17 protein-coding genes are annotated in these 17,546 nt (G+C 30.1%); 6 read left to right on the top strand and 11 right to left on the bottom strand.

Going from position 1 to position 17,546, the window contains the following annotated elements; translation table 11 throughout:
* Nucleotides 1–910, top strand: a 910-nt coding sequence (locus RT714_RS13290) for an aldehyde dehydrogenase family protein (RefSeq protein WP_313758264.1), incomplete at its 5' end; no start/stop codon positions are given.
* Here the strand turns inward: RT714_RS13290 and corA are convergent.
* The 5 genes from corA to RT714_RS13265 form a co-directional block, all read right to left on the bottom strand.
* A complete protein-coding gene (gene corA / locus RT714_RS13285) occupies nucleotides 905–1,960 on the bottom strand; it encodes a magnesium/cobalt transporter CorA (protein WP_313758262.1) in 1,056 nt (351 codons plus the stop codon). The genes RT714_RS13290 and corA overlap by 6 nt on opposite strands.
* Nucleotides 1,961–2,068: 108 nt before the next feature.
* Nucleotides 2,069–3,469, bottom strand: coding sequence for an MATE family efflux transporter (locus tag RT714_RS13280; RefSeq protein WP_313758260.1), 1,401 nt, complete (start codon nucleotides 3,467–3,469; stop codon nucleotides 2,069–2,071).
* Nucleotides 3,470–3,610: 141 nt separating this feature from the next.
* Nucleotides 3,611–5,587 carry an AraC family transcriptional regulator gene (locus tag RT714_RS13275; protein ID WP_313758258.1) on the bottom strand — a complete coding sequence of 659 codons (1,977 nt, stop codon included), beginning with the start codon at nucleotides 5,585–5,587 and terminating at the stop codon, nucleotides 3,611–3,613.
* Nucleotides 5,588–5,607: 20 nt separating this feature from the next.
* Nucleotides 5,608–5,934, bottom strand: a complete 327-nt coding sequence (locus tag RT714_RS13270; protein WP_313758257.1) for a P-II family nitrogen regulator — start codon at nucleotides 5,932–5,934, stop codon at nucleotides 5,608–5,610.
* Nucleotides 5,935–5,945: 11 nt separating this feature from the next.
* Nucleotides 5,946–6,647 (bottom strand): DUF1538 domain-containing protein, encoded by a 702-nt coding sequence (locus RT714_RS13265; protein WP_313758255.1) that lies wholly within the window; start codon nucleotides 6,645–6,647, stop codon nucleotides 5,946–5,948.
* 153 nt (nucleotides 6,648–6,800) lie between these two features.
* Between RT714_RS13265 and RT714_RS13260 the strand changes: the two genes are divergently transcribed.
* Entirely contained in the window at nucleotides 6,801–7,487 is a 687-nt protein-coding gene (locus RT714_RS13260) for a hydrolase (protein ID WP_313758254.1), read from the top strand.
* 38 nt (nucleotides 7,488–7,525) lie between these two features.
* On the opposite strand, the gene RT714_RS13255 is transcribed toward RT714_RS13260, so the two are convergent.
* From RT714_RS13255 to RT714_RS13245, 3 genes are all read right to left on the bottom strand, one after another.
* Entirely contained in the window at nucleotides 7,526–8,887 is a 1,362-nt protein-coding gene (locus tag RT714_RS13255) for a sodium:alanine symporter family protein (protein ID WP_313758253.1), read from the bottom strand.
* Between the two features lie 93 nt (nucleotides 8,888–8,980).
* Complete coding sequence (locus RT714_RS13250; RefSeq protein ID WP_313758252.1) at nucleotides 8,981–9,826, bottom strand: response regulator; 846 nt, start codon at nucleotides 9,824–9,826, stop codon at nucleotides 8,981–8,983.
* 27 nt (nucleotides 9,827–9,853) lie between these two features.
* Nucleotides 9,854–10,732 carry a DMT family transporter gene (locus RT714_RS13245; protein ID WP_313758250.1) on the bottom strand — a complete coding sequence of 293 codons (879 nt, stop codon included), beginning with the start codon at nucleotides 10,730–10,732 and terminating at the stop codon, nucleotides 9,854–9,856.
* 136 nt (nucleotides 10,733–10,868) lie between these two features.
* Between RT714_RS13245 and RT714_RS13240 the strand changes: the two genes are divergently transcribed.
* The 4 genes from RT714_RS13240 (at nucleotide 10,869) to RT714_RS13225 (ending at nucleotide 15,164) form a co-directional block, all read left to right on the top strand.
* Nucleotides 10,869–12,182, top strand: coding sequence for an aminotransferase class V-fold PLP-dependent enzyme (locus tag RT714_RS13240; RefSeq protein WP_313758248.1), 1,314 nt, complete (start codon nucleotides 10,869–10,871; stop codon nucleotides 12,180–12,182).
* A gap of 23 nt (nucleotides 12,183–12,205) precedes the next feature.
* Complete coding sequence (locus RT714_RS13235) at nucleotides 12,206–12,694, top strand: DsrE/DsrF/DrsH-like family protein (protein ID WP_313758247.1); 489 nt, start codon at nucleotides 12,206–12,208, stop codon at nucleotides 12,692–12,694.
* A gap of 128 nt (nucleotides 12,695–12,822) precedes the next feature.
* Nucleotides 12,823–14,085 (top strand): D-serine ammonia-lyase, encoded by a 1,263-nt coding sequence (locus RT714_RS13230; RefSeq protein ID WP_313758245.1) that lies wholly within the window; start codon nucleotides 12,823–12,825, stop codon nucleotides 14,083–14,085.
* Nucleotides 14,086–14,144: 59 nt separating this feature from the next.
* Nucleotides 14,145–15,164 carry a lysylphosphatidylglycerol synthase transmembrane domain-containing protein gene (locus RT714_RS13225; protein ID WP_313758244.1) on the top strand — a complete coding sequence of 340 codons (1,020 nt, stop codon included), beginning with the start codon at nucleotides 14,145–14,147 and terminating at the stop codon, nucleotides 15,162–15,164.
* A gap of 174 nt (nucleotides 15,165–15,338) precedes the next feature.
* Here the strand turns inward: RT714_RS13225 and RT714_RS13220 are convergent, their stop codons facing one another.
* The 3 genes from RT714_RS13220 to RT714_RS13210 all read right to left on the bottom strand — a co-directional run.
* The gene (locus RT714_RS13220; protein ID WP_313758243.1) at nucleotides 15,339–15,785 is read right to left on the bottom strand and encodes a DUF340 domain-containing protein; all 447 of its coding nucleotides are present in this window, start codon (nucleotides 15,783–15,785) and stop codon (nucleotides 15,339–15,341) included.
* 1 nt (nucleotide 15,786) lies between these two features.
* Entirely contained in the window at nucleotides 15,787–16,593 is an 807-nt protein-coding gene (locus RT714_RS13215; protein WP_313758242.1) for a DUF3100 domain-containing protein, read from the bottom strand.
* A partial coding sequence (locus RT714_RS13210; RefSeq protein ID WP_313758240.1) for a M20 family metallopeptidase occupies nucleotides 16,593–17,546 on the bottom strand: 954 nt, incomplete at its 5' end. The genes RT714_RS13215 and RT714_RS13210, both read right to left, overlap by 1 nt.

Genomic DNA, 17,546 nt, shown 5'->3' with positions numbered 1-17,546 from the left:
AACCTTTAATGGTAATTATATTAGTGTAGTGGAAGGACCAGGCTCTGAAACTGTTATACCTTTAATAGAGGACTACAGGTTCGATCATATCTTTTTCACTGGTAGTGTAAGTGTAGGTACAAAAATATTAGAACTTTCAGCAAAACATCTAATACCAGTAACTTTAGAATTAGGCGGGAAATCTCCTGCTATAGTTCATGAAGATGCAAATATAGACATATCTGCTAAAAGAATTACTTGGGCTAAATTTTATAATGCAGGGCAGACCTGCGTGGCTCCTGATTATGTATTAGTGCATGAATCACAAAAAGAAACACTAGTCAATAAAATAAAACTATATATAAAAAAGTATTATGGAGAAAATGCTGAAGAAAGTAAAAACTTAGGAAGAATAATAAATGAAAAAAAATTTGATAAATTAATACCCCTATTAAAGGAATGCAATATATTGGAAGGCGGAAATTATAATAAAGAAAGCAGATTCATTGCTCCAACATTAATTGATGGAATAAATATAACCCATCCAATTATGAAGGAAGAAATCTTTGGCCCAATACTCCCTATATTAACTTATAAGGATATTGATGATATTGTAAACATAGTTAGAATAAATCCCTATCCCCTAGCTCTATACCTTTTCACAGAAAATAGAGCCATTGAAAATTACATTATAAAAAATATCCAATTCGGTGGAGGATGTATCAATCATGCAATATCCCATGTAGCAAATCCTAATCTTCCATTCGGAGGAGTTGGATATAGCGGCATAGGGAACTATCATTCTAAATATACATTTAATACTTTTTCTCATGAAAAAAGCATATTTAAATCTAAAGGAAAATTTGATAGTAATTTGCTCTATCCTCCTTATAAGGATAAAAATTTAAGATTGGCTAGAAAATTTTTATAGCCAATCCTTTTTTCTAAAAAATCTTAGCATTACTATTATAATTATAGTGCTTATTATCCAGAAACTAAGATATCCATATTTCCAATTTAATTCTGGTAGGTATTTAAAGTTCATACCATATACTCCTGCAATAAACGTCAAGGGTATAAATATGGTTGAGAATATAGTAAGTATCTTCATTACTTCATTTGTTTTGTTTCCTATACTAGAAAGATAGGTATCTAGCATACCACTGCATATATCTCTATATGTTTCCATAATATCTATTATCTGAATGACATGATCATAAACATCTCTTAAATAATATATTGTCTTTCCGTCTATTAAATCATAATCATTTTTAGATAGACTACTGATTGCATTTCTCATAGGCCAAAGTGAATTTCTAATATAAATAAGCTCCCTTTTTAGGAGATAAATTTTCTGAAGTATTTCTTTTTTTGGATTTAGCAATAAATCATCTTCTATATAATCTATTTTCTCTCCTATATCCTCAATTATTATAAAATAATTATCTACTATAGCATCAACTAATGCATATAATAAATCATCTGCTCCATTTTTTCTAATATTAGAACCTTCTTTTAATCTATTCAATACAGTATCAAATATCTTAGAGTCTAATTCTCTAAATGATATAAGCCTATCTTTAAATAATATAAAAGATATTTGTTCCGTTTCTAATTCTCCATCTTTATTGAAATACATCATCTTAGTTACTAAAAATATATAGTCTTCATATTCTTCTACCTTGGGATTTTGAGATGTATTTAATATATCTTCTATTACTAGGGGATGAATTTCTAATGCTTCACATAATTTATTTATTAAATCTATATCATGAATTCCTATTATATCTAGCCATCTTATTTTTTTATCTATATCATTTATGAATTCCCTTAAATTATGTATCTCTTTTCTTTCCATTTCCAAGCTATTATATTTTGTATATGTGCATTTTACATTTTCCACCTTTTTTTCTCCCACATATATTAAAGAGCCTAGAGGTATATTAACCATTTTAGCTATATTTTTACTTTCCTTAGTCATTTTACCCACTCCATATATTTTATTTTATATATTATACCCTAAAATTACCCAAGGTTATTTAAAGACAATAAAATAATGAGCCAAAGATTTAAATCTTTGGCTCATTATTTAGTTTGAAGCAAAAGGAATAGTTCCCTTTGTATTTTCTATTTCCATTTGTTTCTCTACTTTTATATTCAATTTATAACTTTCTTCTCTAATCAACATAAATGATGCAATACTCGCTAATATATCCGATATAGGATAGGACAACCAAACCCCTGTATCACCTAAATGGAAAACCTTTACTAATATAATGGATATTGGTAACATTAATATTAATTGCTTAAATATTGACATTGGTATTGATATTTTAGCCTTTCCAAGTGCTTGAAAATAAAATATGGATACATAATAAATACTTACTATTGGAAGCATTGATACCATTATTCTAAATGCCCTCACTGACTCATCTATTATCTCCGCATCTTTTACAAATAGCGCCATTAATTGCGGAGTAAAAATCATTACCCCTACCCACATTATAGCAGACGTAAGGAATGCATAGATAGCGGTCTTCTCCATTACTGCCTTTAACCTTTTATAATTTTTTGCCCCTACATTATATGCGGCTATTGGCTGCATAGCCGAGGCTATTCCAAACATAGTTATAAATAAAAACATATATACCTTAGAGATAACTCCAAGTACTATAATTCCCTTATCTCCTGCTGTATTAAGTAATAAATGATTTAATACTGCCATTAGTACTCCATCTTCTGACTCTATAATAAATGCAGATAATCCTACTAGTACAATTGGTATGATAAATTTTCTATCCAATTGAAAACCTGATGGTATTTTATATTCTTTTTTTACTTTTGAATAGTTATAATATGCATAACTAAATCCTATTATCTGGGAAACTGTAGTTGCTATTGCCGCACCCTTAACACCCATATGAAGTTTAACAACTAAGATATAATCAAAGATTATATTTACTATGGCTCCTATACTTGTGCTTACTATTGAAATTTTGTTATTTCCCAAGGATATCATCACATGAGATATAAAAGTCGTCAAACTTAAGAACGTAGAACCAAATATTATTATATCCAAATAGGTATTCGCATAATATAATGTCTGTTCACTAGCACCAAGACCTATAAGAATTTTCTCCGAGAATATATATATAAGCGCTGTAATTAATGACATTAACAAGAAGGATAAAGAAAAACCATTTCTAACAAATCCTCTAGCCTTATCTATATCATTTTGTCCGTTAGATCTAGAAAATGCTGTTGATGTTCCCACACCTATCATAATACTCAATGCTATTATTATCCTTTGTATAGGGAACACAAGTACCAATGCCCCTATTCCATATCTGCCTACATTTCTTCCTACAAATAAGGTATCTACCATATTATATAGTTCTGATACTAAAAATGAAATTATTATTGGAATAGAAAACTTAATCAATAGTTTCCCGATTTTTTCTTCCCCAAATAATTTATTGTTTTTACCCATAATAAAACCTCCATTTATGTTACCTTATTATGTTAACATAAATGGAGGTTCTATTCATTCACTTGTTTAATATCTATCTTGGATTGTTTTTGGCTTTTTGAATAAATTTTATTTTAAGAAAGCTTAAGATAATCCAAAAATTTATGAATTTAGTACATTATTTAATACAAATAGTATTGCTCCATAAGGTTTTATAGTAGCAATTGTATTATACACTGTAGATTTCTTTCCATAATAGAAGGATATATTAGGATGTACATATTCCTTTAACAATTCCCAATTGTCATTATCCAGCCTTTCTGGTTTGTTTAATCCTACCCATTTATCATATACTGAGCCAAAGTTTCTATCTAATACATATTTTGTAACTTGAAAATCATTTTCCATATTTAATATATTTAGTGAAACCTTTCTCTCTTTAATCTTATCTATGGGAAGATTATTATATATTATTTCTTCGTCTATTTCTATGGGATTAAATAACATTATCTGATATCCATATTCTGATTTTGTAACTATATATCCTTCCCCTTTATCTATTATAGTATCTCCTAAGAGGGATAATAACATATATGCATAATAAGATGGCTTTTTTAAGTAATTAGATGTAAATATTCCATTTCCACCAAAGAAGGTGTCATTATTAAGTATGATTTCTTTGGATATTTCATCTACCATATTTAATACAACCCTATTATTCAAATGGATATAATTATATAAAATATAAGACACCATAGAAATTGTATCTTGCACTTCACCAATATTATTCTTTGGAAAATATGGCTCTATCTCTTCGACCTTAATATTTAACCACTTCTCTACATCTTCCTCATAAAGATTTGAAAAATGATTGATAAAATCATCAATTATATATTTTTCAACATTTTCTGTAATAATTATAGGAGTAAGACTTTGTTCCATTAGAATATCTAATATATTCTCAACTCTAGTCCAGTTAATAAATTTATGATTCTTATCTCTATAGATATCCATATCCTCTGAAAAAAGTCTATTGACTATACAATATTTAAATTTTATCTCCCTTTGAATTTCCTCTAGTATTCTTCTATTCTCCTCTTCTAGAAGAAGATAGATATCTCCTAAATCTATTATATCTGGCTTTTTATACTTTTCCATTGTATCTTTATTTAAATCTATATCTATCTTAATAATTCTATTATCATAATCATATCTTTCATAGTCTTCAATATAAGCAGTGATATAAGGTAAAGCTTCTTTAATATTAAAATATTTTATTTTAGTCATATTTTCAAGTTTTTCTTCACTTACCTTATATTTTTTCCTGTATTGCATAGGTGTACAATTATAATGAAGTTTAAAATGTTTATTATAGTATCTTACATGTGAAAATCCTACTTCTTCCGATATTTCAGATATATTTCTATCTGAATCTAAAAGTAGTTTTGTAGATTCTTCTACCCTTATTTGATTTAAATACTCGTTGAACCCATGCCCTAGTATATCCTTGATCTTATAAGATAAATATTGAGAGCTAAGAAATTCTTTATCAGCTATTTCCTGTAAACTCACCTTATTCATATAATTGTTACTCAAATATTTAACTATTCTATGATATCTTTCAAGTTGCTCTTCATCATCCTCTAATCCCTCGCTTTCATAGAAAAGATAATGAAAATTATTTAATAAATGATACATCATTTCCAATAAATTTTCTTCTATTTTATCTTCATAATCATCTAATTTAGATATTGCCTCATAAAGAAGTATAGAAATATATTTTCTTAATTCATAATATTTTTCATCCTCTTGAACATGTTCATCTGAAGAGTTAGTATAAAAAAATATTTCCTTTGCATCATCGTAATATCTTTCAAAAAAATTAGTATCTATATTGAGTATAAGGACTAAATTATTTAGATCGTTAGATTTTATACTATAAACTTCATTTGCATTTATTATCTCTATTTCTCTTTCGTATAATGTATATATTTCATTTTCTACACCTACATCTATAGTTCCATTTAAAACAAATAATATTTGTATGGAATCTCGCCAATGAATTGGATATTCCATAATATTAGCCAAAAATATATTTATAGGCAAATCCTTCATATATTCCACATGTTCTTTTCTCATATCAATTCCCCTGTATTTTATTATTCTTCAAATTCTTCTCTATGATGCAGACCCATTAAATTAGTAACTGGCACTGTAAATATAATACCTGTACCTGGTTTTTTCAGTTGTCCTTCCTCAACCATAGCATTCATTATAAATTTATATTTATCTATTTCTGTTAATATTATTATTATCTCTTTAGATGCCTCAACATGCATATTTAAAAACTTTTTTACTTCAGATTCTCCAGTTCCTCTTCCATAAAAAATAGTAGCACCATTAGCACCTGCCAACTTTGCAGCACTTACTATTTTATCTGCTTTTCCTCTTTCAACTATGGCAATTATACATTTAATTTCAATCACAATACCACCCCCTAAATTCTAGTTAATATTCCCAAGACCATTACAGAAATCATGGAACCTATAGATGTAAGTCCTACTATGCCAAAACCAGACATCAATGGATCCACCCCTTCAATAACTGATGCCAGCCCCACAGCCAATGCCATATTTATAGGTATGTTCACAGGCCCTGTTGTAGCAGAAGCAGCATCAAAAGCAATAGCATCGAAGGGCTTTGGTGTAACAAAAGATAGTACTATTATTACTAATAATAATGGTATAAGAACCTTTATATATGGAAGATTTAATAATATCTTCAAAAGCCCTATAACCATACCCCCACCAAATCCTATGGCAACTCCATGTATTAATACCTTATAAGGTATTGCTCCTGCTGACAATTCCTCTACTTCTAAAGCTAAAGCTTTTAATCCTGGTTCTACTAATGTAGCTGCATAACCTATTATAAATCCTATTACTAGTATAATCCACTTTCTATTTATAATTACAAAATTTCTCCCCACTGAATCCCCTAAAGGTATTAAACTCATTGTTGTTCCCTTTAGAAATAAATGAAGACCTAATACAGATAATAAAAATCCTATCGTAAAATCTCTTACATTATTTAATGGCTTTTTTAGTATAAATATCTGAATTACAGCTAATATAACAGTTAGCGGTATTATACTAATAGCTGTTTCCCAGAGTGCACTTAAATTTGGCAGTCCCTTCATGCAATTTCACTCCCTTTGATATTTTTTATAATTTGTATTATATAACCATTATAGCATATTTCTTACATAGATATTATGTAAAAAGAAAATCATAGTAGAAACCAATATTTATAGTGTATAATATAATTGTACAAATATTTTAGGAGGTGTTTTATGGAAAAGGAAAAATATATCCCAGAAGTAAAATCACAGCTTAGATCTAGGATTATAGAAGTTCCACCTGTTATTTATAAGGCAAGTGGAATAAAGGTATTAGGAACAAGGATCAAATCCCTACTATTTTCTACAGATGTAGCTATTATAAAAAACACAAATGCCAATTCGATTATAGCAGTTTATCCTTTTACCCCTCAATTATCTATTACCCAAGCCATACTTGAAGTTGCTCCTGTCCCTGTATTTGTCGGTGTAGGTGGTGGACTCACAACAGGCAAAAGATCTGTGGGTATTGCATTCCAAGCTGAACTTATGGGTGCATACGGAGTTGTGGTAAATGCTCCTACTACCAATGATGTAATTGCTAAAATGAGAGAAAGAATAGATATACCTATTATAGCTACTGTTGTTTCAGAATGTGATGATTATAAAGGAAAAGTTCAATCTGGTGCTAGTATCTTAAATATATCTGGTGGTTCTAAAACTGCATCTCTTGTGAAAAAAATTAGAAATGAATTTGGAAAAGAATTACCTATTATCGCTACAGGAGGTCCTACAGATGAATCAATACTTGAAACCATAGAAGCTGGTGCCAATGCCATAACTTACACTCCACCTACAAGTGCGGAAATTTTCTCTGAAGTAATGGACAAATATAGAAAAGAAATGAAGGAATATAAATAATTTAAGGACAGATCCAATTAAGATCTGTCCTTTCTATATTACCTATTTCCAAGTGCGTCTTCCTTTGCAAAAAACTCCTTAGTCAATTTAATAACCACTCCACTCAAAGCAAATACTCCTATTAAGTTTGGAATAGCCATTAGCCCATTTAATGTATCTGCTAAGTCCCAAAGAACTTCAAGTCCTCCTATGGCACCTATGACTATGAATGGTATCCATAGAATTCTATAAATCATATTAACTTTAGATCCAAATAGATATTCAGCACAACGCTCTCCATAATATTCCCAACCTAATATAGTAGAGAAAGCAAATAGTAAAATACCTATTGAAACTATAATTCCACCCCAAGTCCCTGGTAAACCATGGCTGAAAGCTTGAGTGGTAAGAGCAGCTCCTGTTGCTCCATCTTTCCATACTTCCGTAGTTAAAATCGCTAATGCAGTTATTGAGCAAATTACAATGGTATCCATAAATACTTCAAATACTCCCCATAGTCCTTGGCGTACAGGGTGATCAGTAGTTGCAGCAGCATGGGCAATAGGCGCACTACCAAGACCTGCCTCATTTGTAAATACTCCACGAGCAACTCCATATCTCATAGCGTGCTTAATAGTTGAACCTGCAAATCCTCCTAATGCAGCAGTTCCTGTAAATGCATTACTAAATATTAATCCAAATGCTTCTGGAATGTGTTTTGCATTTATAATAATTATTAATAGACCGCCTAAAATATAGAATGCAGCCATAAATGGTACTAGTTTTTCTGTTACGGAACCAATTCTTTTAATACCACCTACTATAACCATAGCTGCAAATATGGCTAAAACAATTCCTATAGCAAGTTTATTTATTCCAAAAGTTACCTCTAATGATTGAGCTATAGAGTTTGATTGAACCATATTTCCTATACCAAATGCTGCTAAAGCTCCAAAAAATGCAAATATATTTGCTAGCCACTTCATATTTAGTCCTTTTGTAATATAGTACATTGGTCCTCCAACGAATCTCCCGTCAGAAGTCTTTTCCCTATATTGAACTGAAAGGACTACCTCTGCAAATTTTGTAGTCATACCAAATATTGCAGCTACCCACATCCAAAGTATAGCTCCTGGACCTCCAATTGCAATAGCTGTTGCAACACCTGCAATGTTCCCTGTGCCTACAGTAGCAGCTAATGCAGTAGCTACAGCTTGAAATGCTGTTACTTCACCTTCTCCCTCATGATCTTTAGAAAACATCTTCATTAATGTGTTCCTTAAAATGTAACCAAGCTTCGTTAATGAGAAAAAATTAGTTCGAAATGATAGATAAATACCTGTTCCCACCAATAAAATAAGCATCGGCGGTCCCCATACAAAACCATTAATAATGCCATTAATTTCCATCAACTTATCCATTGATCTGCCTCCTTTATTTATTAGACTAGATCAATTATATACATATAACTTCAAAAATACTCAAAAATACTCAACATTGATTTCTGAATATTTCTAATTGTTATACTTTTCGCAAAGTATACATAGACCAGACAAGAATTTTTTCATGTTTATTGAGCCTTTTATATTAGATTTCCCTCGAATATAGTCCATTTCTTTCTTTATTTGTTCAAAGTTGAACAATGTATTTGAATATTCTACAAAAGTTTCATTCATATAATCTTCTATACCTAAAGATGCTATATTGCCCATTGCTATATTAATAGTTCTCCTCATTCTTTGCTCCATAGCCTTAGGATTATCAGTGAAGTTAGAACAAATTTCTCTTATAGACATATCATTTGTTTTGATTTTATTTTTTATTAAAAAGCTTACAGTCTTTAACAAATCTTCACTTCCAATTTCCCCAACAATTCCCAGCTTAAGTAGTATTATATTGATATCCTGTTGACAATCCTTGGTTTCAATTATTTCTTTAGAAATAGGAGCAATATCGTTAAATATTTGTTGAACTTCTTTCATCTTTTCTTCTAATTCTATTTTTGATTTTACCTTTTTTATTATAGTTTCCACTTCTACAACATTTATGGGCTTATAAATGAAGTATTCCACTCCGCATCTATATGCCTCTTCAACATTTTCTTTAATTGTAAAATCAGAAATCATAATAAATTTAATAATCTTATTTTTTCTTTTTATATCCTGGATTATACGAAAACCATTAAGTCCTTCATCTAACATATCTAAAATAATTAAATCTGGTTGTGAAGATATTATTTCCTCTATATCTTCCAAAGGGTCATCAGATATACCTACCAATATTCCTAAATGGTTATCATATATAATCTTTTTTAAAGTATTTATATCATCTATATTTTTATCTAATATAAATATCCTCATTCCCATCCTCCAGTTATATATCTCTATTTACTCTTGCTTCGGTTTTAAAAAATCCCATTTTGTTTCACTTGTTATGACTGAAGTCAAAATTGCCATACATCCTATTAAAAACTTTATAGTAAAAGGTTCTTTTAGAAAAATAATTGCAAATGTACTTCCAAATACTGCTTCTAAGCTCAATATTATAGCTGTATGGGTTGAATTTGTGTATTTTTGTGCAACAGTCTGTATTAAAAATGCAAACATTGTACTAAATATAGATAAATATAATATTGGAATTATTGTTTGTTTTTGAATATTAATTTTTGTCCCTTCAAAAAACAAAGCAAATAACAACGAAATTATGGCTGCTGTACCTAATTGTACTATTGATATTACATATGGATCTGATTCCTTTGCAAAGTATCCAGTAGAAGATATATGAAATGCAAACAATACTGCACATAATAATGTTAATAAATCACCATAACCTATTGTTAAATCCTTATTTAGACTTAATACTCCAATTCCTGTTAAACATAAAAAAGCAGCTACTAAATCAAATTTATCTGGTCTCTTCTTAGATATACCCCAATAAATAAATGGCACCATTACTACATTTGTTGCTGTAATAAAAGCTTGTTTCCCAGCCTCAGTATATTGTAGACCTACTGTTTGAGTAGCAAATCCAGTAAATAAAAATAATCCAATAATTATTCCAGCTTTTATATCTTTTATAGATGCATTTTTAATCTTCTTGAAAAATATAAAAAATAATATTACTGTAGAAATAATAAATCTAAAAAATAATAAATAATAAGGAGTTAAATAATCTAATGCACTCTTTGTAACAACAAATCCAGAACCCCAAACAATAGCAACTAAAAGTAGAGATAAATCTGCATATAAAGTTTTTTTATTTTCCAATATAATTCCCCCTTTCTCTTCATTTAATAATTATACCATAATATACTGTATAAATAACTTCTATTAATTAAACTGACACCAAAAATATATTTTATAATAAAATAATAGTACTATATTAAATATTAAGGGTGATTTTATGGATAAAAACTTAATAGTAGGCGGCAATAGTCTTGTTAGACTAGAAAATGGTAATTCAGTAAATTATATAAACTTTGATAACGCTGCTACAACTCCTCCTTTTCAATCAGTTTTAAATGAAATAGTAGATTTTTCTAATACCTATTCTTCAGTACACAGAGGCACAGGATATAAATCAATTATATCTTCAATGATATATGATGAAGGAAGAGAAATAGTATTAAATTTTGTCGGTGGAAATAAAGAATATCATACAGTAGTTTTTTTAAAGAATACTACAGAATGTATAAATAAACTATCTTATAGATTACAAGATACTCTAAAGAATAAAGTAGTTTTATCTACATATATGGAACATCATTCTAATCTACTACCTTGGAAATATAAATTTACTACAGATTATATAGAAGTAGATTCTATAGGAAGATTGTGCTTAGAAGATCTAGAGTTTAAGTTAAAACTTTATAAAGGAAAAGTTGGCCTAGTTGCAGTAACAGGTGCATCTAATGTAACTGGTTACATCAATCCAATATATGATATAGCAAAAATATGTCATAAATACGGTGCTAAGATTTTAGTAGACGGAGCCCAGCTTATTCCTCATAGCCAATTTGATATGAAGCCTATAGATAGTCCTGAGCATATTGATTATATAGCATTTTCTGCTCATAAGATGTATGCACCTTTTGGTACTGGCGTATTGGTGGCACCAAAAGAAACTTTCGAAAAAGGTTTTTCAGAACAAATAGGAGGTGGAACTATAAAATTTGTGTCCATTAAAGACACAATATGGGCGGATCCACCTGAAAAGGAAGAAGCCGGGACTCCCAATCTAATGGGAGTAGTTGCTCTATCCACAAGTATAAAAATATTGCAGGATTTAAATATGAGAAGTATTGAAGAGTATGAAAGAAACTTAACTAAATACGCCTTAGACCTTTTAAAGGATATACCTGAACTTATTCTATATGATGATATGAATGCAGAAGAGAAGGTATCAATTGTTTCATTTAATATGGAAGGATTAAAGCATAATGAGTTAGCTGCTATACTTGCTCGTGAGGGAGGAATTGCTGTTAGAAATGGGTGTTTTTGTGCACAGCCCTATATTCAGAGATTACTCAAAATGTCTGATGAAGATATGAAAAAGTATATGAATGATGAATCTCTGCTTCGCCCCGGCTTAGTAAGGATAAGTTTTGGACTATATAATGATCATAACGAAATATACTTACTCGCATACCTTCTAAAAGAAATCAGTAAAGATATAGAATTTTATAAAAACAAGTATAGAAATTCTCCTTTCTACTAAACCTAGTGGAAAGGAGGTTTTTTATGGAGAACAATACTACTAAAAAGATGAGTATACTTATGTTCAGTGGTGAATATGATAAGGCTTTGGCAGCTCTTATACTGGCTAATTCTGCAAAAGAAATAAATGTAGATGTGACTATGTTCTTTGCATTTTGGGGATTAATGCTCATTAGAGATCCAAATAGCATCCCTGATGGAGATAAAACTACAGCAGAGAAAATGTTTGCAAATATGGCACCTAGATATATTGAGGATTTGCCATTGTCTAAAATGAATTTTGCTGGCATAGGAAAAAAAATGCTTCTAGGAATGATGGATGATAGTGATACTCCAAAATTATCAGACTTTTTAAATGGAGCATTAAAAAAGGGCGTAAATATGAAAGCTTGTAAACTTTCCTGCGAAGTAATGGGATTTAAAGAAGAAGAGTTGCTTAAAGAAGTTAGCATAGTTACAGCAGAAGAGTATTTAGTAGATGCTCTAGATTCTAATATACAACTGTTTATTTAAATTTTGCGACAGAGGGTACCCTAGAGTAAGGGCTCAAGTGGTTCTCCTGTCGCAATATCTTTTTTCTTCCATTATTCAAATTTATAATATATACTAAGAATAAAGATATTGTATTGGAGGTTTTTTATATGAATTTTCCATTGTTAAATGAGTTAAAAACTGCGAAAGAAGTTATCTGGTATAATGATAATTACACTCATTTTGCTGAAATTAAACATGCTTTGCCTATATCTTTTGAAGATGTTCTTGAAGCAGAAAATAGACTTAAAAGATTCGCACCGTATATAAAAACAATATTCCCTGAAGTAACTGACGGAATTATTGAATCCCCCATATCTAAAATTGATAAAATGAAATCCTTAATGGAAACGAAATATAAAAAAGGGATATATGGAAATCTACTTCTTAAAAGGGATGATTTGCTCCCAATAGCTGGTTCAATCAAAGCTCGTGGTGGTATATATGAAGTATTAAAACATGCTGAAGCTTTAGCTATAGATAATGGTCTTCTTACATTGGATGATGATTATAGTATATTGGCAAATAATAGTTTTAAAGATTTCTTTGCTCAATATACCATTCAAGTTGGAAGCACAGGAAATTTAGGGCTAAGTATTGGTACAATTTCTGCAAAAGTAGGATTTAATGTAATAGTTCATATGTCTCAAGATGCTAAGGAATGGAAGAAAGAATTACTTCGTTCTAAGGGAGTAAAAGTAATAGAATACACTTCAGATTATTCAAAGGCCGTAGAAGAAGGAAGACTTTTATCTGACAATGACCCTAAATCTTACTTTATAGATGATGAGAATTCAAAGGATCTTTTTATGGGATACGCTGTTGGTGGAATAAGAACTAAAAAACAACTTGATGACATAGGAATTATAATTGATAATAAAAATCCTCTTTTTGTATATCTACCTTGCGGAGTAGGCGGTGGCCCTGGTGGTATAGCATACGGACTAAAGCTCATGTATGGAGATAATGTACATTGTTTCTTTGCAGAGCCAACTCACTCTCCTGCAATGCTACTAGGATTAGCTTCAGGGCTTCATGATAAGATTTCTGTAGAAGATATTGGACTCGACAACAAAACCGATGCAGATGGTTTAGCTGTTGGAAGGCCTTCTTCCTTTGTAGGGAAAATCATGGATAAAATATTGACTGGTGCTTTTACCATTGATGATTATAGATTATATGACTTTCTAAAGAATCTATATGAGGAAGAAAAAATATTTTTAGAGCCTTCTGCTTTAGCTGGATTTTTAGGCCCTATTTTCACTTCTGAAAAATACAAAAATGAAAATATAACTCATCTATGTTGGGGGACTGGTGGTTCTCTAGTACCTGATAAAATAAGGAAAAATTTAATTTCTTCTAATTTTTATTAAATTAATATATAATAAAAATTGAAGATTTTCCTTGATTTATAAAGAAAGTAGGAATTACTATGAAAAAGTCTTTAAACTATATAATATTAATATTTCTTATATCCCTTACAGTATTAATCTTTATTAACAATAATGATTTCAATAATTTTTCTGAATTAATTAAGAGTACAAATACCCTATTTTTATTAATTGGTGTTTTGTGCATGGTACTATACTGGTTTTTTGAAGCCTTTATTCTCTATAAAATGAAAAAAACCCTAAATATTAAAAGTACCTATGCCTCATCTCTCAAGCTTTGTATGATTGGACAATATTACAGTGCTATTACTCCATTTTCCACTGGTGGTCAACCCGTTCAAATATATTCACTGGTAAATGAAGGTGTCCCTATAGGCACTGCATCATCTTTACTTGTTAATAGGTTTTTAATATACCAATTAGTAGTAACCTTTTATGCCCTATTTATGTTTATAATAAGATTCAAATTACTTTATGCAGAAGTCCGATTAGCATTGCCTTTTGTTGTAATGGGTTGTTTGATAAATGTAATAATTTTAGTTATGATATTTGGATTTTTATTAAATGAAAAATTTATCAGAAACATCTTAGAAAAATCAATTAAAGTCTTATACAGATTTAAAATAGTAAAAGATATAAAAAAATCTGAGGAAAAGATAAATAATACTTTGCTAGATTATAAAATAAGTATTGAAGAACTAAAAAAAGATAAGAAAACTACATTACAATTAATCTTAGTATCTATAATTCAGCTAACAATTGGCTTTTCTATTACTTTTTTTGTTTATTTGGCACTAGGCTTTGAAAAAGGTCATTTCATAGATATAATTGCCATTCAATCCTTACATTATATGGCAGTATCCTTTATGCCTACTCCAGGAACTGCTGGTGCAGCAGAAGGAGGATTTTATATGTTATTCAAAGTTATATTTCCTAAAAAGATTCTATCTTTTGCATTAATCTTATGGAGATTTATAGATTATTACTTACGAGTTTTGGTAACTGGATTAGTAACATTAATAGATTTTATATGCAGAAAAAGAAAAGTAACTATGAATTAATTTAAGAAATAAACCTCAAGAAGTAAAAATTTCTTGAGGTTTATTTTAATTGCTCTAAATATAAATTTATCTACTGCATATTAAATGTATAATCATTCTTAAAAATCAAACATTAACTAAATATAATGAATTGCAACTATAAACTATTAAAAAGAAATCACTTAGAAACATAACTTAAATTTGTCCTAACATTTTTAATAACACATTTGCTATAATTGCTGATCCTAAATAAGTTCCAAACATTACGAAGATTGCAAGGATGACAATTCTCCATCCCGTCTTCTTAAGAGCATCTAAATTTTTACCAGTATATATACCTGCATATCCTAAAATAGGAGTGGCTAAGGTTAAAAAGTTAACCTTTGAAACTAGATTTGATATTACTTCCGCTCCAGGTACCCCTGGCACTGTTAATATAGTAGACAATGTTACAATATATGCTACACTAGGAATTTTAAACGGTATTACTTTAGCTAGGATTATTCCAACTACTGCTATTAATACTAATATTAACATTCCTGGAATTGCTTCTATCATATTAACTTTATAACCAACATAGTTTCCTACTACCGAAATTGCTGCCGTTATCAATAATACAATAATAGAATCCTTTAATTTCATATTAGTTTCCCTCCTTGGTCACAGGAACTTCTGGTAATTTACCATACTTCATTTTATATACCTTTTTATACAGCCATTCAGATAATGGCAATGCTACCCAAAGTGACATATATAAGCAATCTAATCCTGAAAGCATATTGCTTGCAACTCCAAAAGCTGTAATCATCTCTTCCATTTCAGGAAACATGGCAGCCAAAGATCCTACTCCTGCTGTCATCATGCTGCCAGACCCTACTCCAGAAGCCATAGCTAAGGAGTAAGGGTGTAAAGGTGTATTGGCAGCAAGAAAACTTGCCATTAAACCAATAAATATAGTTCCAAATACGGTTCCTACTATATAAACACCCAGCACTCCTTGTCCCTCTTCACTATCAAGTCCGTACATATCTCCTATCAAAGCAACATTAGGTTCTCTTGCTATTGAATGTGCACCACCTATGGCTTCCCTTTTCAATCCTAAAAAAACTGCAATTGGAATTCCTAGTAATACTGTTCCTATATTTCCTAGTTCTTGTAAAATAAGTGCTGGGCTAGCAGATAATATTTTTGGTAAAGTTGGTCCAATATTTGTACCATATTTAGCCATTAAAAGCATTAAAGTTAAACCTATTAAAGACCCTGCATCATTCATTTCTCTTTCTTTTGCAACTTTTAAAAATTTAGGTGTTAATAGTACGCCAAAAACCATAGCATATAACATTGGTAATAATACAATTGTTCCAATTCCAACAGGAATTTTTAAGACGCCAATAAATTCAGAAATAACTACTAATCCTAATACTAATAAATGTAGTTTTACATTCTTCATTATTTCACCCCATTTTTCTTTTCATCTATATAAGATATACCACGTAATACCATGTTACTCATTACAACCGAAGCAATGATAATTGACCTGTCATCACCATCAAATTTTGGGTTATGCCATACATAGTTCATATCTTTTTCTTTGTTTCCTACCCCAAGCCAAAAGAAAAATCCAGGGATCTTCTCAGTAAAAATAGAAAAATCTTCTCCTCCCATTGAAGGTATTGGGTCAACAATTCCTTCTTCTCCTACTATTTCTTTCGCAGCATCATATGCTAATTTTGCCAATTCATCATCATTAAATACAGCCGGCAAATCAAAAATATAGTCTAATTCAACATCTACCATATAAGCCTTTGCAGTATATTCTAATACTTCCTTTATCCTCTTTGGTAACATCTCTCTTACTTCTGGCTTAAAACTTCTTACAGTTCCTGACATCTCTACAAGTTCAGAAATAACATTATTAGCAGTTCCTGAATTAAATGTCCCTATTGAAATAACTGCTGAATCTAAAGGACTTACATTGCGACTGACTATTGTTTGTAAATTCATTAACATAGCTGATGCTGCTATAATAGGATCCCTTGTAGCATTGGGTATTCCTCCATGTCCTCCTTTCCCCTTAACTTTTATTCTTATGGTATCAACTGCTGCCATTAATCCACCTTTTTTAATTGCAATTTTTCCCCATGGTATCTCTGGATTATTATGAAGCCCAAATATTAAATCAGCTTTAATATTCGTAAACAATCCTTTTTCAACCATTAATTTTGCTCCCTTGTTTATTTCTTCTGCTGGTTGAAAAACAAACATCACATTACCTTTCAACTTATCTTTAATCTTAGATAAAATTATTGCCGCACCTATTACAGATGAAGTATGAAAATCATGTCCACAAGCATGCATTACTCCATTTATCTTAGATTTATAGGGTACATCATTTAATTCTTG

It is taken from the genome of Tissierella sp. (genome assembly GCF_032104385.1).
Taxonomy (GTDB): domain Bacteria; phylum Bacillota; class Clostridia; order Tissierellales; family Tissierellaceae; genus Tissierella.
This window is presented reverse-complemented; position numbering and strand designations above follow the sequence as displayed.